Here is a 23,602-nt window from a genome sequence, read left to right as displayed (position 1 = left end):
TGCTGCCATCTCACGAAACAACCAGGCGCGCGAACCAGGACACACGACCGGAAGTGTGGGGCAAGTTCCTGCGGGTCAACGGCCGGCTGTTCCTCGTGAAGGGCGTCACCTACGGCACTTTCGCGGAATCGGAGGACGGGTACCGTTTCCCGGATGAGGCCACGGTTCACCTGGACTTCCGGTTGATGCGCGAAGCCGGCGTCAACACGATCCGCACCTACACTGTCCCCCCCCGCTATTTGCTGGACGCCGCGCGCGAGCACGGGCTGCACGTTATCGTCGGCACGTTCTGGGAAGCGCGCCGACTCATGTACGACAGCGCGACGGACAGGAGCGCCGCAAAGGCCGAGGTGACCGCAGCGGTCCGCGCGTGCCGTAATCACCCCGCCGTGCTGATGTACTGCATTGGCAACGAAGTGCCGCCGGACATCATCCGCTGGTACGGGCAGACGGTTATAGAAGGCTTCCTTCGCGAATTGACCGACCTCGTGCATCGTGAGGATCCCGGCTCGCTCGTCACCTTCGCCAATTATCCGCCCGCTGAATACCTGGATCTCTCCTTTCTCGACGTCATCACCTTCAACGTCTACCTGGAACGCGAGCCGGAGTTTCGCAGTTACCTGGCGCGACTGCAGTCGCTCGCCGGTGACAAACCCATTCTCCTGGGCGAATCGGGCCTGGACTCGATGCACTCCAGCGAGGAGAAACAGGCGGAGACCCTCGAATGGCTGGTGAAGGCCGTGTTCCAGAAGGGCCTTTGCGGCATAACGCTGTTCGGCTGGACCGACGAGTGGGTGGTGGGCGATCGAAGGGTCGAAGACTGGAGATTCGGGATCGTGGACGAGGCCCGGCGGCCGAAGGCGGCGTACGCGACGGTACAGCAGTTGTACACCGGGCCGCTGTATGCGATGCTGCCGCGCCTCCCCCGCATCTCCGTTGTCATCGCCGCTTACAATGCGTCGGATACGATCGCGGAGTGCCTGGATTCATTCGCTCGCGTGGAATACCCGGACTATGAGGTGCTCGTGATCGACGACGGCTCCACAGACCAGACGGCATCGATCGCGGGAACCTACGCGGAGCCTATCCGGCTACTGCAGCCTGGCCGCGGCGGCCTGAGCTTCGCGCGCAATGCGGGAATGGACGCCGCGACGGGCGAGATTGTGGCCTACACCGATGCCGACTGCGTGCTGCCTCCGCACTGGCTCTTCTATCTCGCCGCCAGTTTCACCGAGGGGGATTGGAGCGCGGTGGGAGGCCCCAACCTGCTGCCTGAGAACGACAATGCCGTGGCGCGTGCGGTGGACCGCTGCCCCGGCATCGCAACCCATGTCCTCATGGACGATGAGGAAGCGGAGCACGTACCCGGATGCAACATGGCGTTCAAGACGGACGTGCTGCGGTCTCTGGGCGGCTTCAACACCATTTACCGTACGGCCGGCGACGACGTCGACATGTGCTGGCGCGTATTAAGCGCCGGTTATCGTATCGGTTTTAACCATGGCGCCATGGTGTGGCACCATCGCCGGCCCAACGTGAAGCGATACCTGGGCCAGCAAAGGGGTTATGGCTTCGCCGAGGCATTGCTCCACGAGAATCACCCCGATCGCTTTAACGCGCTTGGCGGCATCAAATGGCTGGGAAGCCTTTACGACGGTCCGCTCCATCGCCTCAAAGTGGGCCGGCGCGTTCATTACGGCGAATTCGGCGCGGCGATGTTCCAGTCAGTCTATTATCCGCACTGGACCAACTGGGCCGGGCTGGCGTTGACCCCCGAATGGTATGCCGTTGTGCTTGCAGCCGCGGCGTTGGCGGCGAGCGTCTTCATGGTGGTTCCGTACGTCGCGTTGTTGTTTGCCTCGGTGGCGGTGTGCGGCCTCGCAGGAACGATTTTTGTGGGAGCCCAGGCCGCCTCCGACGGCGCCCGCCGCGAGCGCGGGGGCAACCGGGAAAAGGCATATCAGTGGTGGCTCGTTTTCCGGCTCCATCTGCTGCAGCCGGTCTACCGAAGCATCGGCCGGCTGAAGGGCACCCGGTTCCGTACGCAGGCACGGCGCAAGAAAGCCGCCACGCCGTCGGATGGGTATTGGGCTTCCTGGATCGACCGTCCCGCGTTTCTCTACAAGGTCGCCTACCATCTTCAGCAGATGTATCTGGACGCGTCATCGGGTGACGGGTGGGAACGATGGGACCTCAAGGTCAGCCGCCTCGCGTTTGTCACCGCCTATGTAGACACCGCAGTTCACGAACAGACGGTGCTGCGCACCCGGGTTACCCTGGCGCTCACTCCATGGTTCTGGCTGCTGCTGGGCCCCATCCTTGCCGTCACCACCTTCGACATCGACGACCCGGCCGCCGCGCTTGGAGTGAATCTCGGCATACTGGGTATCTTCGTGTTGATGGCGTGGGGCCAGGCGCGGCTTTACCGGCGCCTCATCGCCTACGCGGAGGACCAGGCCGCCCACGAAATGGGTTGGGTGCCCCTTCGCTACGGCGGGGATCCCGTTCCGGCGGAGAGCGCCGCCGCGGGAAACGCCGGCTGAGAGCGGATCGGTTCGCGTCACAGTACGTGCAGAGGAGACCACGGGATCATGATGGAAACACAAAGGCCGTTGCGCGCAGACTACCTCATTTTCGGCAGCCCGCGTATAGAAGAGGATGAGATCAACGAGGTAGTGGACAGCCTGCGTTCGTGCTGGCTCGGCACCGGTCCCAAGGTCGCCCTCTTCGAGCGGATGTTTCGCGAATACGTCGGAACACAGCACTCCCACGCGCTCAACAGCTGCACAGCGGGCCTGCACCTCTCCATGCTGGTGGCGGGGGTGGGGCCGGGGGACGAGGTCATCGTGCCTGATATGACGTTCGCCGCCACCGCCAACGCCGTCGTCCATACCGGCGCCACGCCTGTATTCGTGGACGTGGAATGGCCGTCCTCAAACATCAATCCGGCTGCCGTCGACGCCGCTGTGACGGAGAGGACCAAAGCCATCGTGCCGGTCCACTTTGCCGGCCGCCCCTGCAACATGGATGCGATCATGGCCATCGCCCGCAAACACGGACTCAGGGTGATCGAGGACTGCGCGCACGCTATCGAAAGCGTGTATCACGGTCGCAAATGCGGGACGATCGGCGACATGGGCTGCTTCAGTTTCTACGCCACCAAGAACGTGACGACCGGCGAAGGCGGCATGGTCACCACCGATCGCGAGGATTGGGCAAGGGACCTCGAGATTTGGGGCCTGCACGGCTTGAGCCGGGGCGCATGGCAGCGTTACAGCGACTCGGGCTACAAGCACTACCAGGTCGTGGCGCCCGGCTTCAAGTACAACATGATGGACCTCCAGGCCGCCATCGGCATTCACCAGCTGCGGAAAGTGGATGACTGGGCGGTGCGTCGCCGGGAGATCTGGGCCCGTTACAAGGAGGCTTTCGCGGACCTGCCTCTGGACCTGCCGGCCCCGGAAGACCCGGACACTACCCACGCCCGCCACCTCTTCCAGGTTCTATTGAAGCTCGATGAAGTGGATTTCACGCGCGATGAGTTCCAGGAGCGGCTTCACGAGATGAACATCGGAACGGGCATTCATTATATAGGGTTACACCTACATCCGTACTACCAGGAGCGGTTCGGCTTCCGGCCGGAGGATTTCCCCGTGTCTCGGATGATCTCGGACCGCACGCTGTCGCTGCCGCTTTCAGCGAAACTGACGGAGGGAGACGTGGAGGACGTGGTGTCGGCCGTGCGCATCGCCGTGCTGAGCTGACCAATCGCAAGCACAAAAGTGGGATGCAAGACACATGAAGGCGACGATTTCGAGTTTGTTGCAGGGATTGGCCGCCGCCTCTCTGCTGGCCGGGTTGGCATCCGGCGCACTCGCTGACTTCCAATCCCTGTGGACGGCCGGCGGCGTCATTGCCGCGCCATCTCCCGGGCTCTACCAGGGCGGCATCAAGGCACTACCGGACGGGGCGAGCGGTGTGTTCCTGGTGTGGACGGAGTATGCGCACTATACTCCGAGCATAGGTTGGACGGGCGGCGACATCAGGGCGCAGCATCTGGACAAAAACGGCAATCCGTTGTGGGGCGCGTCCGGCGTGGCAGTGTGCGCAGCCGATGGCGAACAGGACAGTCCGACCGCGGCGAGTGACGGCGCGGGCGGGATCATCGTCGCGTGGGCGGATTCCCGGGCGGGGGCCACAGACACCAATATCTACGCCCAGCGCATTCTGTCGGACGGCAGCCCTCAGTGGATAGCGAACGGCGTGCCGGTCTGTTCTGCGCTCAACATCCAGCAACACCCGGTCATCTGCACCGACGGGGCGCACGGCGCCATCGTCGCCTGGGAGGATTTCCGGTCTTCCCTGGGGCCGATCACCGAAGAGGACATCTACGCTCAGCGCGTCCTTGCCGACGGCTCGATGAGCTGGACGCCGGAGGGCGTGGCCGTGATGAAAGCGGCCGGAGTACACTTCGGCCCTCTGATCGTCAGCCAGGCTGGCGGCGGCGCCATCGTCGGCTGGACCGATAACGGGACCACCAACGTGGCCGACGTGAAAGCGGCCGAGGTGTCGGCCACGGGGTCTGCCGGTTCCCACGTGATTGTGTGCAACGCGGCCGGCGACCAGGTGCTTAACGACCTGAAGCCGGATGGACAGGGCGGATACCTTTTCGCGTGGTACGACTACCGCAACGGGACAACGAACGCCGACGTTTATGCCCAGCGAATGAACGCTTCGCTGGCCCCTCAATGGGGGGCGAACGGCCTCGGCGTGGCGACAGAAACGTTCGACGAGTACGAACCGATACTGATCCCGAACGGCGACGGCAGCGCCGAACTGGAATACCTGGCCGCCGGCAACGGTGTAGATGTGTTGGGCGCGAAGGTGTCCTCAGCGGGCGCCGTGTCCTGGACCGGAAAGCCCATTTGCAATGCGATTGGTGACCAGACAGCGCCGTCGGCGGCGTCCGATGGGGCCGCCGGGGTCATTACCGGCTGGCAGGACAGCCGGACGAACAGCCCCGACGTCTACGTGCAGCATTTCACCGGCACAGGCGGAATGTTGTGGCCTGACAACGGCTCTCCGGTAGCCGCATCGGTGTACTACGAACAGTCTCCTTGTGTGGTGACCGACGGGGCCGGCGGAGCGATCGTAGCTTGGGAAGATTGGCACGATATCAGCGCCGGACAGGTCTATGCGCAGCGGATAGCCGACGCCTCCGGCGGTCCTGACACAACTCCGCCGACAACGCCGATCGTAACGCTCTCCGCGGGCTACGCGAACAATGCGTCGTCCGTCACCATCTCGTGGTCATCCACCGACCCGGAGTCCGGGATAAGCGGGTATGAATACGGGGTTGGCACAACGTCCGGCGCGACAGACGTGAAAGCGTTCACGGCGATGGGGACGGCAACGTCCACCTCGCTGTCCACGGCCGGGCTTGCCGAGGGCAGCTACTACGTTGCCGTGAGGGCAACCAACGGCGTTGGCCTCACCAGCACCGGCGCATCGAGCGCGCTGGTGATCGATAACACGCCTCCCACAGTCAATATTGCTGCGCCCGCGGTCGGCGCCTTCGTGATGGGGAACGTCGCAGTGACCGGGACGGTCTCTGACGCGCATTTCGATCACGCCACGCTGGAATCGGGGGCCGGAGCGAGTCCTTCAAGTTACACGACGATTTCCACGCTGTCCTCGCCGGTCTCCAGCGGTTCGCTTGGCGCGTGGAACACGTCCCTGCTGTCGCCGGGCGTGTATACCCTTCGGCTGACCGCCGTGGATAAGGCCGGAAACACGGCTCAGGCGTCCCGCAGCGTAACGGTTTACCTGCCGGGCGACGTGGACGGTGACGGCGCCGTCACCATTCACGATGTCGCGGCGCTCCTGGCAGCCGCCGCGGGTCTTACACCGGCGAACGGACTGATGATCGCGGCCGGAGATATGGCGCCCAAGCCTTCGTCGTCTCCTTCCGGGTATGGAGATGGCAGCATCAGCATCCTTGACGCCTTGCGCGTTCTGCGCGCGGTGCACGGTTTGGACTCGCTGCCATGAGGCTCATGTGGAACAGATGCGCCGGCTGCAGAGTCTCGCATAAGTGATATTGATACACCTGATGGATGCGGATTCATCCATGGTAGACATGGTTGAGCCGGACATTCCGCGGGCGAGTGACCGACCCGCGATAACTAACGAGGAAGCAAGATGAGGTTGGACTACTACTGCCGCAAGAGCCGACTGGCCGGGCCGGGCTTCACGCTGCTGGAACTGCTGGTGGTCATCGCCATTATCGCCGTTCTGGCCGCCATCCTGTTCCCGGTCTTTGCGCTTGTGAAGCGAAGGGCGTACGCCACGACGTGTGTCTCCAATCTGCACCAGCTAACCGATGCGATGACCGCGTATGCCGATGACAACGACTCGCACCTTCCCAGGTGGTGGTTTCAGGATTCCGAAACCACCTGGGACGCTGCCATTTTCGCCCAGGTGAAGAGCGTGAAAGCGTTCGACTGCCCCGCGAACTCGGCACGGCTGCAGATTCCGATAGGCGGAACGATCCGGGGGTATGCCTTTCCGCGCAATGTGTCCGGCCTCGCCGTTACCGAACTCAAGCGCCCGGCGGACACTGTCCTCTTGTTCGAGAAGGGCGCACAACTCGTTTTCGACTGGAACGACTCCACCGCCGAGTTTTTCTCACAAATGTGGGCGGAGGACGACAATCTGAAAACGTACCCGCATGGCGAGGGAAAGAACTTCGCCTACACCGATGGACACGTCGCCTGGTCCAAAACGGATAGCGGGCCCTTCGCATACCGTTTCCCCAATGTGGACTCCCACGGCTACTGGCCTGTGGCATACTGCGGAAACAAGCACGACCCGCTGGGCGTCATCTCGAACAATACCGACCCCGGGGCGAACCTCCCGGAGTAGCAGCGCAAAGGCGGGCCAACCCGGCGCACGGCCCGCCTCGCACCTTTTCGCGCCAGCCTGACAGCACCCTTAACCTACCATGCGTATCCTCGTTACCGGCATCATCGGACAATACCCCGTCGCAGGCGTCACATTGTGCTATCTGCAGTACGTGCTGGGCCTTCGAGATCTTGGCCACGACGTGTTCTATGTGGAGGACAACGGCACGCCTCCGTACAACCCCGTGACCCAGAATGTAGACATCGACTACTCGTACAGCCTGCCCTATCTCGCAAAGGCCATGGAGTCCGTGGGATTGGGTGACCGTTGGGCCTACATGGACTACGAGCACGGATTCTTCGGTTTGCCGAAACCGGCCGTGGATGAGCTGTACCGCACCGCGGACCTCTGGCTGAACCTCTCGGGCGCCACCGTACTGCGCGAAGAGCACATGCAGATACCTCGACGCGCCTTCGTGGATACCGACCCCGGCTTTCAGCAGATCGCCGTGGCGAAAGGCGACGCGGACACCATCGACTTCATCGGCGCCCACAACGTCTATCTCACATACGCCGAGAACATCGGGCGGCCGAACTGCTCGGTGCCCGGCGATCATTTTGCGTGGCAGCCATGCCGTCAGCCCGTGTACCTTCCGCTCTGGACGCCGGATCACCGCCCCGATGCCACGACTCTGACGACGGTGACGAACTGGAGCGCCTACGAGCCGACCGAGTACAATGGTGAGACCTACGGCCAGAAGGACATAGAACTGCGCCGTTTCCTGGACCTGCCGCGCCGCACGTCGCAGCCGCTGGAACTGGCCATTGCCGCTTTTGAGGATGTGCAGGCCCTGCTGCGCGAACACGGCTGGATCGTGACAGACCCCCGTGACGTGACGCGCGACATCCCCACGTTCCAGGAGTACATCGCGCAATCGCGCGGGGAATGGAGCGTCGCGAAGAACGCCTACGCCAAGACGTGGAGCGGGTGGGTCAGCGAACGGGATGCCAACTATCTCGCCGCCGGGAAGCCGGTCCTCAGCCAGGACACGGGTTTTAGCGAGAATATCCCGGCGACGGAAGGTTTCGTCGCCTTCCGAACGATGGAGGAATGCCTGGCGGGCATCGAGGCGATCAACGGCGATTACGCATTCCACTGTCGCCGCGCGCGGGAGATCGCGGAAGAATACCTGAGCGCTTCGGTCGTCCTGCCGCCGATGCTGGAACGGTGCATGGCGTGAAACCGATTTTCGTGGCCGGGTATATGATCCGCTACCCTTTGGGCGGGCAGATCGCCGCGCATCTTCAGTACGTCCTGGGACTGGCGCGCATGGGTTACGACGTGTTCTTCGTCGAGAACGCCGGTTGGGAGAACGCCTGCTTCGATCCCCGGCAAGGTGTTTCGGGTGACGATCCCGCCACCGGTGCGGACATCATCGCCGGCCTCTTCAGGCGCCACGGGCTGGATGGACGCTGGACCTTCGTGGACGTTCACGGCAGCGTTTCCGGCGCGCCCCGCGACACGATAGCCCGCCTTGCCCCCGAAGCGCCGCTCATCAGCCTGTCCGACGTCACGTGGCTCCCCGAGTTCGAGAAATGCCCGGTCCGCGTTTACATTGACGAAGACCCCGCGTTCCCGCAGATCGGCCTCGCGGGCGGCGACTCCGATCTGAGGGCCGTCATGGACCGCTATACCGTACATGCCACTTATGGCGAGAGCATCGGAAAGCCCGGGTGCCTCCTCCCCACATGCGGGATGGACTGGGTCCCAACTCGCCAGCCCATCGTCCTCGACCTCTGGGAGAATCAGGCCCCGCCCGGAGAACGCTGGACGACGCTGATGAACTGGACCAGCTACGCCAACGTCACCCTGGACGGCGTGGAATACGGGCAAAAGGACGTCGAGTTCCGGCGGGTCATCGACCTGCCGCGGCGCACATGGCAATCTCTGGAGGTTGCCATCAACGCGCCGGAGAATGTGCAGAAGACGCTGCGCGACAACGGATGGGCCGTCACGGACGCCGTTGCCGCAAGCCGATCGCTCGATTCCTATGGGGAGTACATCGCCGGCTCGCGCGGGGAGTTCTCCGTCGCCAAGGAAGCGTACGTCAAAACGCGGAGCGGCTGGTTCAGCGACCGCAGCGCGGCATACCTCGCCAGCGGGCGGCCCGTCGTCTTGCAGGATACGGGTTTTGCCGATCACCTTCCGACCGGCGACGGACTCTTCCAGTTCTCCGACGCTGCCTCCGCCGTCGATGCGCTGGCCCGTTGCGCGAGCGACCTTCGCCACCACGCGTCCGCCGCCAAAGCCGTCGCGACAGAACATTTGCGGCACGACCTCGTGCTTCGCCGGCTTCTCGACAAGGCCGGAATCGAATGAGGATCCTCGTCCTGGCCCCGGAGCTTCCCTATCCGCCCGTGGGGGGCGGCAAACTCCGCGCCTACCATCTGCTCCGCGGCCTGGCCGAACGGCACACGCTCGACATCCTCTGCTTTCTTCACGATCCTTCAGAGCGGAAACTTCTGAAGGATGTGCGGCAGTGGGCCGGAATTACGCCTGTGCTATGGACCATGCCACCGGTGTACGCCGCGCTGTATGAAGGGGCTGACCCTGAGGACGTGGAGCGCGCATCCGATCTGCCGCTTCTGCCGGCCTACTTCGAATCGGAGGAGATGCAGGCGCGGATGGACGAAGCCCTTTCTACGGCGCGGTACGATGCGGTCTATGTGATCACCTCGATGATGGGCCAATTCCTGCCGGCCGGCCTCAACGTGGCGGCGGCCGTGGACCTCTGGAACCTGGAAACGCTGGTGCAGCAACGCGCGTGGGAGCGATCGGGCGAGGAAGCCGACCGGATCCAATGGGAAAAGATGCTGGCCTATGAACGGAGCGTGTTCGAACGTTGCGCCGCCGTCTTTCCCGTCTCCTCCAAAGAGCGCGAGGAAGTCATCCGCCTGTTCGCCCATCCCAACGTCGTCAACATAGACAACGGTGTGGATACCGGCGCTTACGATCCCGTTCCGATCCCCCAGTTGCCTCGCATCCTCTTCACGGGCACGATGAACTATCAGCCAAACGAGGAAGGCATCCTGTACTTTCTGAACGACGTCTGGCCTCTGGTACGCGCCGGCAACCCGGATGCCACGCTGGCCATCGTGGGGCAGGCGCCTTCGGAGGCGGTTACCGCCCATCACGGCGGCCCCGTCACCGTTACGGGTCTGGTGCCGAAAGTGCAGCCGTACTTCGACGCGGCGCGCGTCTGCATCGTCCCGCTGCTATCGGGCGGCGGCACACGCCTGAAGATTCTGGAAGCGATGGCGGCGGGGCGCCCCGTCGTATCCACGTCGCTGGGCGCCGAGGGGCTCGAAACCCGCGACAGGGAGCACCTTCTCATCGCCGATACCTCATCCGACTTCGCGGAGAGCATCTTGCAGATACTGCGCGACGACGCGCTGGCCGCCTCTCTGGCACGCTCCGCGCGCGCGTTGGTGGAGGAGCGCTACGACTGGGGCATTCTTGTTCGCCGGCTTGAGCGGGAGCTGTCAACCATCAGCCGATAGAGTGCGCGGTTTCGGCACAATGGAGTCAGGGCCGCCGGAAGAGGTTCCGGCGGCCCTGTCCATCCTCACGGATTCAGTAGGCCGCGAGGTGCGGGATAAGGAGATCCGCCTTCGGGCTGCCGATGCCGGTCACCTGGTCGTAGCCGGCGCCGGTGGGCAGGCCGTTGCTGCCGGATGTGATATCGTGGAAGTCGGTGCCACTCAGACTGTACAAGGCCGTGTTGACGCCGTTGAGCGTGCTGGCGCGCTGGGAATTGGCGATGGCGATGATGCCGGCCCACATCGGCGCGCCGGCGCTCGTGCCTCCTACGGTGAACCAGCCCTTCTGCCCGTTGTAACCCGTGGTGTCGTAAACCGAGACACCCGTGTTCGGGTCCGCCACCAAGGCCACGTCCGGGATGCTCCGGCGCCCGTACCGGAGCGATGACTGGAACGACGGGACCGCTTCATATGCGCTGGTCCCGCCGCCGCTGCCGCTCCAACCCGATTCGCTGACGTATGTACCGCCCGACTGTGTGATCAGCGTGGTTCCGCCCACCGCAACAACGTACGGGGAGGCCGCGGGGTACTGCGCCCCTGCTCCGCTGTCACCGGATGAAACCGTAAAGCTGACGCCGGTCCTGTTGAAATGAGAGTCGTACTGCGTTTCGCTGCTGAACTCGCCACCGCCCCAACTGCAGGATACGACTCCGGCGCCGTGTGCGACGGCATAGTCACACGCGGAGAGCAGGTTCGCGAAACTGGCCGACTTGGCCTCCACCAGAAGGATATTGGCCTGGGGCGCTATCGCATGCGCCCACTGAACGTCGAGCGAGATTTCGAGCGCCCATCCGGAATCGGTTCGCGGTTTGCCTTGCGGGGTGGCCTTTGTGAAAGTAGGCCCGCCGACGTTGAACTGTGGAAGGGGGCTGCTGAACGTCGTGCTGAATACATTGACGTCACTGAGAGCGCTGGGGTCGTCGTAGGCGTCTACGATGGCAATCGTCTGGCCCTTTCCGTCTCCTTTGATCCCGTACGCGGTCCAGATCTGGAGAGGAGTGAACCCCGTGGGACCGGAAGTGGCGTTCGATTTCACGTGATGCGGCGGATGGGCCTCCCACCCCGCGGGAGGCGCGGCAAAGACCACTGTCGCGGAAAGACCCGCGGACGCTGCGAGGAGGATTCGTTGAACCCTGGAGAGTGATAACATGCATGTGCTCCTTTGCGCATGGCGCGGATTCCGAAGCCGGTAATCAGCTTGCGGATCGTATGTGTTTCGATGTTATCAGACAACAGCCTGCGGACGCAACGGGTGAATAGGCCGGATTATGGCCCTACTGATGGCCGGGAACCGAAGCGCGCCGATGCCTAGAACGCTCTTGCCGGCTCGGGACGGAGGACGCCGATGCCGGCCGCTCCGACGATGACGTGCACCGAGTTGGAGCTGATGACGATCTGCTGCGGTATGAAGCTGGTTCCCGAGCCCCATACGGCGAGCGGGCCCTGCGCGGGGCCGCTCCAGTTGCCGCTGTAATAGCCGTCCGGCGTGCGGGCCGCCGTGTAGATCGATGAGGCGGTACGGCGTAGGGCGTCGGCGTGTTCCGGCCCGATACCCGGCAGCGTGAGCACTTCCGCGACCCAGTCCGCCATGTAAAACCCTTCCACGTTGGCGTCCCGGTCGTTCATCAGCAGGCCGCCGCCGTCGTTCTCGACCGCCAGAATGGCATTGGCGGTGAGGATGGCCTTGTTCAGGTACGTTACGTCATTCGTGGCGCGGTACAGGCGGGCAGCCGCTACCGCCATCGCCATGTTTCCCGCCAGCATCGTGTCGCTGCTGGCCTGTCTGGGCGGCGCGTTGTTCCTGGCGGGTCCGTTCACGTTGTAATCAACGTAATAGAGGCCGGTTCCCCGCTCGAGGTGGGAGGCGACCCAGTTGTAGAGCAACACGGCTTTATCCTTGTAGGACGTCGTGCCTGTGATGTCGTACAGACGCAGCCCGGCCAGGATCTGGGCGATCTGGTAGACCGATTTCTGGAGGTGCTCGTCGGTGTACCACAAGCCTCCCCCGTACGTGCTGTCCGCCCACCGCGCGTAACAGTTGTTGAACAGATTCTGCGCGTCGGTAAGCGCGGCGGCGTTGTGGTTGGCGCGGTAGACATCCAGGTACATGAGCATGGACCACCCGGCGTCGTCCGACCAGTTCATGTTCGTGCCGGCGCCAACGCTGGTGAGGGTGGCCGCGCTGAATTTGCCCAACACCCACGACCAGTCGCTGGTGATCCTCTGCAGCAGCACCGGATCCGGCGCGACCCGGTAAAGGTCCATCAGTGTCCGGAGCATCTGGGCGTGTTCCCACATGCTCCCGTTCGGGAAACTGGTGTTGTACTGCCCGCCCCAAGTGGGCAATACGTGACCCGTTGCGGCGGTTCCTACCCAGAAATGCGTGTAAAGGTCATTCACGGCTGCCTGGGCGACGTCCAGATAGCCCACTCCGCCGCTCGCCAGCCTGAGCGATGTCAACACGTCGGAGAAGGAGAGCGCGCCATCGCCGTGCTGATGGCCGGCCGTGCCTGTGTACGGGTAGACGTCCGCCCGCGTGCGCGCAAGCGGGTCGGACCCGTTGAGACCCGTGAGCAGCCTCGCAGTGGCGACGGTATCCTGAATATCCGTCACGCCGTCATCGTTCACGTCACCCGGCGTGACGGGACTCACCGAGACTCCATCCAGCATTGGCCCGCTGGTCCCCGCCGTGACGGGCTGGAACGTCAGCCTGACGGTGCTCCCGGACGCCGGGGCAACGACGAGGTATTGGTGTGGCTGCCACCCAAGGCTCTGCATGGTATGGCCCGTGGTATCAAAGGAGAGGGTGTCGAGAACAGCCGTCCCCCATAGCACCTGCACCTGTTTCACCGCCGGCGTGGTGAGCGGATTGCCGGAGAGGCTGAACCGCAGGTCGTACTGCTGGTTGGGAGATACCGGGATATCCTGCTGGATGGCGCCGGAGAGGTCGATGCACTGCTCCCCGCTCACGGTCTGCCACGCCTTCCGCAAGGTGACGGTTCCGGAGGCCACCGCCCATCCGGACAGGGTGGAGGGCGGGCTGTACGTGCCGGAGGAGCTTACTGCCGGAAGCTCGAAATCCCCGTTGCTGAGCGTGCTTCCCGGGTCGGTGGAGTAGAGGGTTACCCGTACGTTTCCGAGCGCCCAACTCGCGGTCCCGGACAAGCCCTGAACGGCGAAATCCAGCGCCAGGCTGTCGCCTCGGTGCGGAAAGGTCCGCGTGATCCGATAGGCCGTGTCACCCGGCGAGGCGAAGCCCAGGCTGTTGGCCCAGGAGTAGCCCGTCCGCGGTGCGTAATCGCTGTAGGGGCAGACCTCGGGATAGGATTGATGCGTTGCCGTGTTGCTGAAGCTCGTCTGGAGGAGCGTAAGGCCGTCCGCTACCTGGACCGTGAACATATCCGGGCCGTTCAATGCGCCGTTGCCGTCCCAGTTCTGTATGGCGTATGCGTCGAACGTGACGGCGGCGTAGGTATGCGCGGGAAGCGATGACAGGGAGAGGCGCACGGATTCGTTGCTGAACCGGCCCAGGTATGTGGTGGAGCCGTTCGGCGCTTTTTCCGTTCTAGGGCTGGACCATTCCGGCCCGGCGCCGGTCGCGAAGCGCGATGCATAAGCCACCTGCGCCTGCGCCCGAACGGACACGAGGAAGAACACTGCGGCCAGCAACGGAAGGCCGGCCGCGATCCGGCCGGGACGGCGCCTTGAGGGTGCTTTCATTAGGGCTCCAGTTTGATGAGGGGTCCGCATGCTCAGGCGCCGGACTCATTCCGGCCTTGGCAGATCACCCACGACAGGCCGGTTTTCGCCGGCCCCCCAAAGCATTATGAACGCGCAATGGGCCGTCCGGGCAAAGGCATTGGTACCCGGCCTGCGGCGGCGCGAATTCCGGGCGGCGTTCCGCTGGTGTCCCATTGGGACGCCGCCCGGCCGCTCTATGCAGTCACAACGATCGTATCGCCCGATCGCAACCGAATCGGCGCGGCAAAGCGAAGCGTCGTCAGACCGTCCTGGACCGCCACCGTCGCTGCTACCGGCTTGCCGTTTACGCGAACCCGTATGCCGCTGCCGGTCAGTGACACGCGCAGGCGTTCCAGCGCCAGTTCACCGCTATGGAGCGAAACATCCAACCGACGCGGCTTCTGAACCATCGCGCCCCACGCGGTCGAGGAAACCCAGGGCGCCCGGATTTCGGCCTGGCGGCGCGGCGGCGCGATCGTCAGCATCCCCACGGAGGCATCGACCTTGAAGCCGGTGGCCGCCAGCAGGACGGCCCAACTACTCATCGCGCGATAGTAATGGTCACCGCACTCCGTGTGATTCCAAATTCGGCCGGCCCGGAGGTAGCGTTGGTGCACGCTCTCCACGATCCTCCTGCCTTCCGCGACGAGGCCGTAGTCGATGAGCATGGACGCCACCGCGTACTCAATGCCTGTCCAGTTCGCCGTCGCCTGGGCGTTTTGATACGTGGCGAAGTACGCGGGCCTGGCGTCCGGGAACGAAGCGTTCACGAGGCCCTGTTCCGGCGTGAAATTGCGCCGGACGATGGCGGTCAACGCGGCGACCACCCTCTTGTCGGGCATTCCGGGACCAACACCCATCAGGTGGGTGAACCACTCGCCGCTCAACTGATCGGACATGCAGCACTCGTCGCGATGATCGGATGCCACCTGCAGGCTGTAATACTCGCCATTCCACAGGGTCTTGTGGAAACTGGCCATGCCCCGTTGCAAGCCGTCATCCCATTTGCGGGCGGTTGCGTCATCTCCGATTTCGGTAGCGATCCGCACGCCTGCGCGAAGGGCTCCGAGCCACAGGCTGGCGATATAGGCCGGGGTGCCGGAGAAATTCCACTGGTCGTAGGTGTTGCGCCGCGTATCGCGGTCGGGCAGCCCATCGCCATCGCCGTCCAGAAGCGCCGTGCTGGCCATCGCCCGCTGAACGTGCGGCCACATGGCGGCAAGGTACTGCTTGTCGCCGGTCCACAAGAAGTCGCGACATACGAGCATGACAAACTGCGGGTTCATATCCACCCTGTCGAACCCGTTGTCCACGTGGAAGAGGTCCGGGGTGAAGAAGTGGTGAACGCGTCCGTCGGCGCGCTGGAACTCCGCGCCCATCTTCATCTGGCCCTTCTGGAGTTCCGGGAAGAGCGCGAGGATGCCGAACGAGCCCTGGTAGGTGATGTCGGTGGTGTGGAAGCCGCAGCAGCCGAGCCCCTCCCACACGGCGAACCGGCCGTCGCGCGTCCACCACGTGCATTTGACCAGTGTGGAGAGTTGGGCGGACCACGCCATGGCCATGGCTGTCCCGAGTGTGGTATCGAACATGGCGTTGGCAAATCCCAGCGATTGCGAGCGTTGAGCGTCGTATTGGCGCACGAGGAAGCGGTTCACGGCTTCGGCGTCGTCAAACCAGGCCTCGTACTGATGGCCCATCTCCGCGTCCGTCTCGCTGAAGTGGTGCGGGAAATGCCATCCCAGAGTGAAGCGGATCTCGCGCTCCTCGCCGGCCGCAAGAGTCAGCGTGGAGCAAAGAGCGCCGGCGCCCCAGTCCTGGCGCGCGCGGTCTTCACCCGACCACGCGTTCAGCGCGGCGGCACACTCCTGGAGAAACGTTGTGAGGGATTCGGGGGTGGCCAGGGCGTCTCCCATGACCCGCTCAACGCGCCGCCGGGCGGCCGCGAAGGAAGCGTACGCGCACAGGCGCTCGGCCAGCGCCTTCTTCTCGTCGAGCTGAAGGCCGGCGATCTGCTGATTGTTCATCTTCAGCAGGCTCTGCGGAGTTTCCGCCCCCGACAGGCGGGGCAGCCGGCCCTGTTCGCGAAAATCCGTGAGGAATGACGGCACGGTGCTGCCCTGTCGGGTGGATAGCCAGCCGCCGTTGCTGAGATAGTCTTCGAACTCCCCGGCGATCCAGCTCGATTTACCGCCCGTTACCGAGAGGCCGATGGAGCCCAGTGTCGCCTTACGCGGGGAATCCGCATCGGTGCGCATCGTCAGGAACGTGGTACCGCCATCCTCGCGAACGGCATTGTGCAGTTTCCGGTCCGCCGCGCCCCACGCGAGGGGATTGCGAAGCGTGCCCAGCAGCGAGACTTCGACGCGCTTACGGGACCGGTTCTTCACCCGGAATACCGCGTGAAACCCCGGGGTGCCGCTGGCGCGGGCATCGTGGGGCGTGAACGGTGAGAAGAAAACGCCTGTCACCTCTACCGGCAAAGTACCGTCCACATATGTAAGCGTTGCCGCAGGGAATCGGCCGTCATACCGGATCGCCTCTACGCTTTGCACCCATGAACGGGAGTAGAGCTCGTTCTGGTCCGGACGAACGCCTAGTCGGCGGACCTGTGGTTCCGCGCCGCCCTGGCGCGTTCGAAGGAGAAAACTGAAGGCTGACGGCGGCATGCCCGGACCTCCGCCGCGTTCGTGATCGGGCTGTCCGCCGGCCCAGCCGCCGTTATTGAAGATCAGCCAGTCGTGAAAATAGCCATCGGGACGGATTTCGATGCTTCCGGCGCCGATCCCACCCAGCGGGATCCCGCTTTCATGGTCGGGGCGGCAGAAGATTGCCGTACCGTCGGCGTTATCGGCGGGTAATCCGGCTTCGCGCCGAGCTGCGGACACCGGCGCTGCGGCGCCTGAGGATGCCGCTATTCCGGACAAGGCGGCCGCGCCCATCGTTTTGGCGGCGGAGCCGAGGAACTCTCTGCGCGGCATAGCCTGCCGTTTCGTTTGGTCATTCATGAGAACGATGGCCCTCCACGGCCATTGTGGGAGCGTAGTGACGCGGTTGGATGCGCCAAGCCTCCGTGCGGCGCCCGGTACATGCGCGCCGTTTGCAGGAATCGAAGCCGGTTGCCGGGGTCGCCGGCGGGCGGCCCAAGACCAGGAGTCGCAGGGGCTCCCACCGATTTCGTTGATTTCATCCTAGCACTTCACTTAAACTGAATGCAGAATTAACTGGATGTGTCAAAATGGTTGAACTGCGCGGCGCAGAAACACTTTATCAGATGGTTTACGATGATCTGGAGCGGAAGATCGATACCGGAGAGATCCGGTATCTGGATCGGCTGCCGTCCCTGCCCGACCTGTGCGTGATGTACGGCGTCAGCAGCGCAACCGTGCGACGCGCGCTGGCCGATCTTCAGCGCAAGGGCCTCATCATCAAGCGCCGCGGCCGCGGCCAGGGCACGTTTGCCATCAAGCGCCTCGCGACCATGTCCGTGCGCGTGCTCTTCATCGGCGGCGCGGACCTGCAGAAAACCCCGATCGAGTGGTACCACGAGACCTATGACATCCTTGCCGGAATCACTGTCGCGGCGACCGAGGCGGGATGCAATGTGGAAAAGGTGTCCACCAACGGTTTCGACAACCTGCCACCCCCGCCCCCGAATACCGGCTATCTGATCGTGGGCCTGAATCCGATGGATTACGAGATGGGTGTACGCTACGCGCAGCAACACCACGCTCCCTTCGTGCTCGTGAACTCACCCGCGCCAGGGCACCCCTGCGTACGCGTTGACATGGAGCAGGGCGGTTTTCTGGCGGCGAACTATCTCGCCCAAATGGGTCATACGCGGATCGCTTATGTGGGACCGACAACCTCCGCCTGGTTCGAGCCGCGCATGCTGGGATACAGACGCGGGCTGGCTCAGAACCGCCTGCCCATTGACCCGGTTCTCATCCGCGAAACGGACCCGGTGGATGCCGCCGAACACGCCCGGGCCATGGACGCCTTGATGTCGCTCGCGTCGCGACCGACCGCCATCGTCTGCAGCTCGGACTATCTGGCGATGCACCTGTTGACGCACTGCAAGCGCACCGGCGTGGCCGTCCCGCACGATCTATCCATCTGTGGTTACGATGACATCGGCGAAGCCGCCAGTATAGAGCCGGCGCTTACTACGGTCCGCCACCCCCGCAGGGAGCAGGGCCAATACGCCATTGAGGCATTGCAGTCGCTTCTCGACGGCGGCGTTCCGGATGTGATCGACCATGTTCTGGAGCCCACGCTGATCGTTCGAGCCTCCTGCGGGATTCCGCCGCGCTGAGCGCCGCCCGCGGCAGGCTTCAGACGTGAAAACGCGCCACCCAACCGGGCGGCGCGTTTTCACGTCTTCCCCGGAGGGACCCTGATGGGCCCCTCCGGGTGGCCGAGGCTCGTTTACTTGGCCTGCTTGGCAAGTGCGACGACATCCGCCATATCGATGACGGTGGCGGACGTGCCGGTGGTAACCACGTTGAGCGGGGTCATGTCCGTGCTGGCGGCCTTCAAAAGGCCGGCAGCGATCTTCAGGGCTTGTTTGGTGAGGGTGAACGGCACCGGCGGATTAGCCGTGACGTTCGCAAGTTGGAGCTCCCAGATACTCGTCCACTGCGTTTCATTCCACTCGACGTGGATGCGCACATATTGCGCTGTCGTCAACGGCAGGGTCTGAACGTCAACGAACTTGCCCGCACCAAGCGTGTAGCCGCTGTAGTTGGAGTGATTGGTCAGGATGGTGGTCCAGTTGGTGGCGTCAGCCGATGTCTCGATCAGGTACCAGCCTCCGAAGCCGTATTCCCAGATTATGTTCGCCTGGTTGAACGTCTTCGGGGTACCGAGGTCGTACACAAACGACATGGTGCTGCCAACTCCCGGTCGAACCTGTGCGCCCAGGTCCGTACCCCATCGGGTTGTCAGGTTGTGATCCGAGCCGGCTGTGGCGGGGTTTGCGGTTTCGTCGATGGACGGATCGGAATGGGTCGGCGTATTCAGCGGGACGAGGTTGGTGACGGGGTCAGCGACCTTGATTGTCGGTATCGCCGCGGTTGTGAAAGCACTGGCCTGGGCGTCGAGCGGGTCGGTGATGGCGACCACGTTGTCGCCATCCGGCACGTAGTGGGCCACCAGGCCAACGATGTTGTTGGTCGGCAGAGCGATCTTGTATGCGCCGGTTCCGTCCGTGGTTCCGAGGCTCACCATGGAGCCTGAACCGCCTCGGAATCCGACGAACGCGCCGCTGATGGGGGTGCCGTCGAGTTTGGTCACCTTGCCGGTGACGTTGGCCGCCGGGAGGTCAACGCGGAACTCGGAGAAGCCGATGTTCGCGTCATTATTCCTGTCCAGACTGCGCAGGATCATACGAACGTAGCGCAGTTTGACCGGGGTGGCCAGCGTGATGGCGGAGTGGGTGTTGCCGTTGCTGTCTGTGTACCCGAGGCTGCCGGTGCCAACGGCCTGGTACGCCAGCGTGTAGGTAGACCCATCTTCGGATGTCAGAACGTCATAGGACTGGGGTCCGCCGCCGGACCACGCCCATACCCATGTGAGCTGCGATGTGGTGTAGGCTCTTCCCAGGTCCGCCGTGATGGTGATGGGCAACTGGGACGTGGTGTCAATCGGGTTGATCGTTCGCCATTGCGACCACTGGCCGCCGCCACGGTTGACGTTGGAACCGTCGAATCCGAGGATGTCCGCGACGGAGAGGAAGGCTTCCGGCGCTTCACCAAGGGCATCGGTGGAGCTTACTTTGGCCGCCACAGCAACGTCGATCGCCGGGGTTGCCGGCGCAGTCAGCGTGACAGGCGTAGCCGGGGTGTAGGAAGTGGCCGTGTTCAGCATCGTCTGGGCGCCGGCGATGAAGTTCGGCTTGTAGGTCTGGAGGCTGAATGCGCCCTTGTCCCAAAGGTTGAGGGTGAAGGCGCCGACGGAACCTGCCGCTGAGGATGATGCGGTGGAGACGGCGGGTTCAGTCATGCCGGGGCGGCCCAGGTTGGCGCCGACGACAATGCCGCCAACCCCTGTCCCGGAGCCGTCCACGACGGTGCCGGTGATGGTTCGCGGAGAGATCGCCTTCACGGAAACGTCGTCGAAGTAAACCACCTGCGGCGCGGTGCCTTTGCCGGTGTAGTTGCCGTAGAAGCGGACGTTCATGAACGCGGCGGCGGACGGGGCTGTGATGATCGCGCTGAATTGCTGCCATCTGCCGCCCGTGCGGTCGGCGTTGAACGTCGTGTCGGTGCCGGTGAACACTACACCCGCGGTGCTGGCAGAGATGTTGGTGGTATGGAAGCGTACGCGCGCCCGGACATACATACCCGGGATGCCTTTCGCCCATAGGGAGACACGGTACCGCTGGTTGGGCGAAGTGGGAATGAGGCCGCCGGTGTCGCACATCCATTGCACACTGGTGCTGCCGATGACGGTTCCGTCGGGGGCCTTCGTGCGCTTGATCGCCACGCAGTGCGTTCCGGTGCGTGCGAGCGCGGCGCTGTTCAGGTAGAAGGTCTCCGTGGTGTCGATCGCATCATTCAGCAGGGCGACGTCGTTGGAGATGGGCGCGGTAACCGCGGTTGCCTGCTGGTCCCACGTGGTGAAACCGGCCGGCCGCATCGCGCCGGGGTAGCCGGCGGGGTCTACGACGGGCGCTTCGGTTTCAAATCCGCCGTTCGCGAGCAGTTCCGGAGCGACGAGTCCGAAGTCCTTGGTAACAACCGTTCGGAGGGGGAACGTTACGCCGGTCACGGTCTGCGGCGTGTAACTGCCGGCGATGACAGCGACGTCGTATGTCCCAGCGGCGTCCATGTCCAGGCCGTAGCGTCCGGCGGAGTCCGTGGTCGTAGTGAAGACAACGGTGGACGTGCCGGGTGTGAGCAGGTTGACGGTGGCGCCTACCACGCCGCCGTTGGTCTGGGTATCGTAGACGATGCCGGTGGCGCGAGAGCCGAATGCGATCGGCACATTCACCGTGTAGACGGTGTTCTCAACCACTGACTGGGTGGCCGATCCCTTGGAGCCGGGCTTGACACCGGAGATGGTAACGGTGGCCGGTGTGGCGGTTGCAGCGACCACGTAGCGATAGCGGCCGGTTGAGTCGGTTACGGATGTCGCGAGGACGTTGTTCGCGGCGTCCTTGAGCGTCAGCGTGATGCCGGCAATCGGCGCGGTGACGCCGACTGAGTCGTCATACGCCACGCCCTGGATCACGGCCATCCCGGGTCCCGGCGCGGGCGCGGTTTCTGCCGCTGCCAAGCTGGTCGCGACGCGCTCGGCAAACCCGCCCGGCACGGCGCAGACCCATTTGAGGAACGCGCTGTTGCTGTGATGCATCCACGCGATGATGCCAGGAGGCACCGGCTGAGCGACAACGGTCGAATCCGAAGCGGAATCCCAGGTCATCGTATAGCCGCCGACGGCCGGGTCGGACGCAAGGGTCGGATTGGACGGAGGCACCTGCCAACCCTTGCCGCCCAGCATCGTAGCACCGCCGGTATCCCAGCATGACGTGACAAAGAACTGCCACTTGTCGGTATCAACCGGGTTCGGCGTCCATGTGTGATTGGTGAACTGGTGGGGCAGCGCCGGTGTGCGGCCGTTCGTATATGGCGTATCGGCCGGCGTGTAATATTCGGCCGTCAGGAAACCGCCGGCGCTGTAGTTCTCACCGAACTGGAACCCAACGGAGGAAGTCCCCGGCGCCAGGGAGAGGTAGCTCAGACTATTGGAGTCGGTGAGTGTAACCGGGTTGAATCGCATTGCGGGGAAGCAGGCGTAGTCCCAGTCGGGCCGGCGCGCTTTCCAATACACGGTTTGATCGCCGAGCGGGGTCATGTTGCTGGGTGAGAACCAGGGATGATTCCCGGTGGTCGGGTCCTCATCGTTCGGGTCGGACGCGTCCATATACAATGAGCTGACGCCGTCAACATCCGTCACGATCTTGCAGTCCGCGTTGTTCACGAGGTCCTGATGGCTGCGCCAACTGTGTTTCTGGCCGTCGCTGAAATCCCAAGACTGCACCGAGGCCGGAGCCGTGGGTCCGGTCGATACGGACGGGCCGTTATAGTAGAGGCTGAAGGTCTGGGCAGGTGGAACCGGGAGGGTCTGCGTATACGCGATGTCGGCATGGTTGCTGAGATCGGCGGAATCCGGATACATGTCAGTCGGGAAGTGGATGATCCCGGTTCCGCTTGTATCGCCCTCCACTCCGTATGACATCTCGGCGTATCCACCGGGGCCGCCCGTCGCCGAGGAGGTTGGATGCACCGTGTCACTGTAAACGAACCTGATATCGCCGTTCGGGTAGAGGATGACCGCGAATTTCGCGATGACAGTGCTCTGCCCGGACTCCGCAACCTCCCAGCGGAACACAGCCTTCGTTGCGTCCGCGAAGAAGTACATGTTCGCGCCGGCGGGGCCGCCGGTGGCGCTCACGGTGTAGTCAGAAGTGAAAGGGTAGATGCCCGGGGTGTTCGCGTTGCCACGGCCGTAGAGGCTGGTGGGCTGGGCTGAACCCGGGACCAGATAACCGTCGATGCTGAAGAAGACGCTCCTCGTGGGGGGAGCCTGCCCAAACCGGAAATCGAACGGCAGCGTCATCGTTGATCCGCCGTCATCGCCGTTGATGTTCGTCGGCGTAACCACCGTCCCGGCCGGCAGGTTGGTGTATCCTGTCGAGCCGGCGGAGAGGTTCTCCGTGACGCTCCACGGTCCTAACGCCGCAAGGGCGCCCTGGAGCGGCAGGATGGCTTTCAAAGAGCCGCCCATGGGCAGCAGCTTAACGGGCACGGCTGTGGCGCCCTGGTAGAGGGCAACGTCGGCGCCGTCCGAACGGACGCCGGTGAGCACGCTGGCCGGCAGCGTGGCGGTGACCAACTCACCACTCGCGAAAGCGTGCGAACTGTAGTTGCTTACAGTAATGGGCACGCGGTTTGCGTACCGCTGGTCGGCCCATTGGGCCGAGGCGCGCGGAGCAATCGCCAGGCTGACCATGCAGGCCAGCGCCGCGAAGCCGATCCGCGCCGCGATTTTTGAACAGGTCATACAGGACCTCCAGAAATGGCGCACTACGTGCGCAATGAGTAAAGAAGGCAGGCCTCCACGCCTGATTCAGCGCGCGAGACCAGCCGGATTACAGGAATAGAAGAACAGGTTGATGTGAGGGCCTTGCAGGCCCTTCCGCTGCGCGGATCGTCGCCGATGGGATCGACCCATCGTACGGCGCGGGCCGCGATGTCGCGGGTTGGCTCTTTGTCGCGGGTGAAAGTCGGGATACGATTCCGGTTGTCCCGGAGGCCCTCCCAACTCCCGCGTTACCGGGATGGCCGGCGGCAGGTGGA

Annotated in this window: 12 protein-coding genes; 8 read left to right on the top strand and 4 right to left on the bottom strand. The window is 63.8% G+C overall.

The annotated features are described in order from the left end of the window. Positions 1-53 precede the first annotated feature (53 nt). The 7 genes from VGM51_06650 (at position 54) to VGM51_06620 (ending at position 10,463) form a co-directional block, all read left to right on the top strand. Positions 54-2,543: a glycosyltransferase gene (locus VGM51_06650; protein HEY3412720.1), complete on the top strand. Its 2,490-nt coding sequence runs from the start codon at positions 54-56 to the stop codon at positions 2,541-2,543. 48 nt (positions 2,544-2,591) lie between these two features. After that, positions 2,592-3,764, top strand: coding sequence for a DegT/DnrJ/EryC1/StrS family aminotransferase (locus VGM51_06645; protein HEY3412719.1), 1,173 nt, complete (start codon positions 2,592-2,594; stop codon positions 3,762-3,764). A 34-nt stretch (positions 3,765-3,798) separates the two neighbouring features. After that, positions 3,799-6,051: a hypothetical protein gene (locus VGM51_06640; protein HEY3412718.1), complete on the top strand. Its 2,253-nt coding sequence runs from the start codon at positions 3,799-3,801 to the stop codon at positions 6,049-6,051. Positions 6,052-6,201: 150 nt separating this feature from the next. After that, on the top strand, positions 6,202-6,924 hold the full coding sequence (locus tag VGM51_06635) for a prepilin-type N-terminal cleavage/methylation domain-containing protein (GenBank protein ID HEY3412717.1): 723 nt from the start codon (positions 6,202-6,204) through the stop codon (positions 6,922-6,924). A 79-nt stretch (positions 6,925-7,003) separates the two neighbouring features. Beyond that, positions 7,004-8,143, top strand: a complete 1,140-nt coding sequence (locus tag VGM51_06630) for a hypothetical protein (protein ID HEY3412716.1) — start codon at positions 7,004-7,006, stop codon at positions 8,141-8,143. After that, positions 8,140-9,282, top strand: coding sequence for a hypothetical protein (locus tag VGM51_06625; protein HEY3412715.1), 1,143 nt, complete (start codon positions 8,140-8,142; stop codon positions 9,280-9,282). Before VGM51_06630 ends, VGM51_06625 begins: the two co-directional genes overlap by 4 nt. Beyond that, positions 9,279-10,463, top strand: a complete 1,185-nt coding sequence (locus tag VGM51_06620) for a glycosyltransferase (GenBank protein HEY3412714.1) — start codon at positions 9,279-9,281, stop codon at positions 10,461-10,463. Before VGM51_06625 ends, VGM51_06620 begins: the two co-directional genes overlap by 4 nt. 73 nt (positions 10,464-10,536) lie before the next feature. Here the strand turns inward: VGM51_06620 and VGM51_06615 are convergent, their stop codons facing one another. The 3 genes from VGM51_06615 to VGM51_06605 form a co-directional block, all read right to left on the bottom strand. Then, positions 10,537-11,652 (bottom strand): S53 family peptidase, encoded by a 1,116-nt coding sequence (locus VGM51_06615; protein ID HEY3412713.1) that lies wholly within the window; start codon positions 11,650-11,652, stop codon positions 10,537-10,539. Between the two features lie 158 nt (positions 11,653-11,810). Continuing rightward, entirely contained in the window at positions 11,811-14,222 is a 2,412-nt protein-coding gene (locus tag VGM51_06610; GenBank protein ID HEY3412712.1) for a glycoside hydrolase family 76 protein, read from the bottom strand. Positions 14,223-14,437: 215 nt separating this feature from the next. Then, positions 14,438-17,221 carry a GH116 family glycosyl hydrolase gene (locus VGM51_06605; protein HEY3412711.1) on the bottom strand — a complete coding sequence of 928 codons (2,784 nt, stop codon included), beginning with the start codon at positions 17,219-17,221 and terminating at the stop codon, positions 14,438-14,440. Between the two features lie 257 nt (positions 17,222-17,478). Here VGM51_06605 and VGM51_06600 point away from each other — a divergent pair, with 257 nt between their 5' ends. Next, a complete protein-coding gene (locus tag VGM51_06600) occupies positions 17,479-18,555 on the top strand; it encodes a GntR family transcriptional regulator (protein HEY3412710.1) in 1,077 nt (358 codons plus the stop codon). Between the two features lie 113 nt (positions 18,556-18,668). Here VGM51_06600 and VGM51_06595 read toward each other — a convergent pair whose 3' ends face one another. After that, positions 18,669-23,306 carry a discoidin domain-containing protein gene (locus VGM51_06595; protein ID HEY3412709.1) on the bottom strand — a complete coding sequence of 1,546 codons (4,638 nt, stop codon included), beginning with the start codon at positions 23,304-23,306 and terminating at the stop codon, positions 18,669-18,671. Positions 23,307-23,602: the final 296 nt, after the last annotated feature.

It is taken from the genome of Armatimonadota bacterium, assembly GCA_036504095.1.
Lineage (GTDB): Bacteria > Armatimonadota > DTGP01 > JAKQQT01 > JAKQQT01 > DASXUL01.
Note: the sequence above shows the minus strand (reverse complement) of the source record. Positions and strands in the feature narration are given on the sequence as shown.

Coding starts and splice junctions, on each gene's coding strand:
- VGM51_06600 (HEY3412710.1), top strand. CDS start 17,479: ATGGTTGAACTGCGCGGCGCAGAAACACTTTATCAGATGGTTTACGAT.
- VGM51_06605 (HEY3412711.1), bottom strand. CDS start 17,221: ATGCCGCGCAGAGAGTTCCTCGGCTCCGCCGCCAAAACGATGGGCGCG.
- VGM51_06620 (HEY3412714.1), top strand. CDS start 9,279: ATGAGGATCCTCGTCCTGGCCCCGGAGCTTCCCTATCCGCCCGTGGGG.
- VGM51_06615 (HEY3412713.1), bottom strand. CDS start 11,652: ATGTTATCACTCTCCAGGGTTCAACGAATCCTCCTCGCAGCGTCCGCG.
- VGM51_06595 (HEY3412709.1), bottom strand. CDS start 23,306: ATGACCTGTTCAAAAATCGCGGCGCGGATCGGCTTCGCGGCGCTGGCC.
- VGM51_06640 (HEY3412718.1), top strand. CDS start 3,799: ATGAAGGCGACGATTTCGAGTTTGTTGCAGGGATTGGCCGCCGCCTCT.
- VGM51_06635 (HEY3412717.1), top strand. CDS start 6,202: ATGAGGTTGGACTACTACTGCCGCAAGAGCCGACTGGCCGGGCCGGGC.
- VGM51_06610 (HEY3412712.1), bottom strand. CDS start 14,222: ATGAAAGCACCCTCAAGGCGCCGTCCCGGCCGGATCGCGGCCGGCCTT.
- VGM51_06630 (HEY3412716.1), top strand. CDS start 7,004: ATGCGTATCCTCGTTACCGGCATCATCGGACAATACCCCGTCGCAGGC.
- VGM51_06645 (HEY3412719.1), top strand. CDS start 2,592: ATGATGGAAACACAAAGGCCGTTGCGCGCAGACTACCTCATTTTCGGC.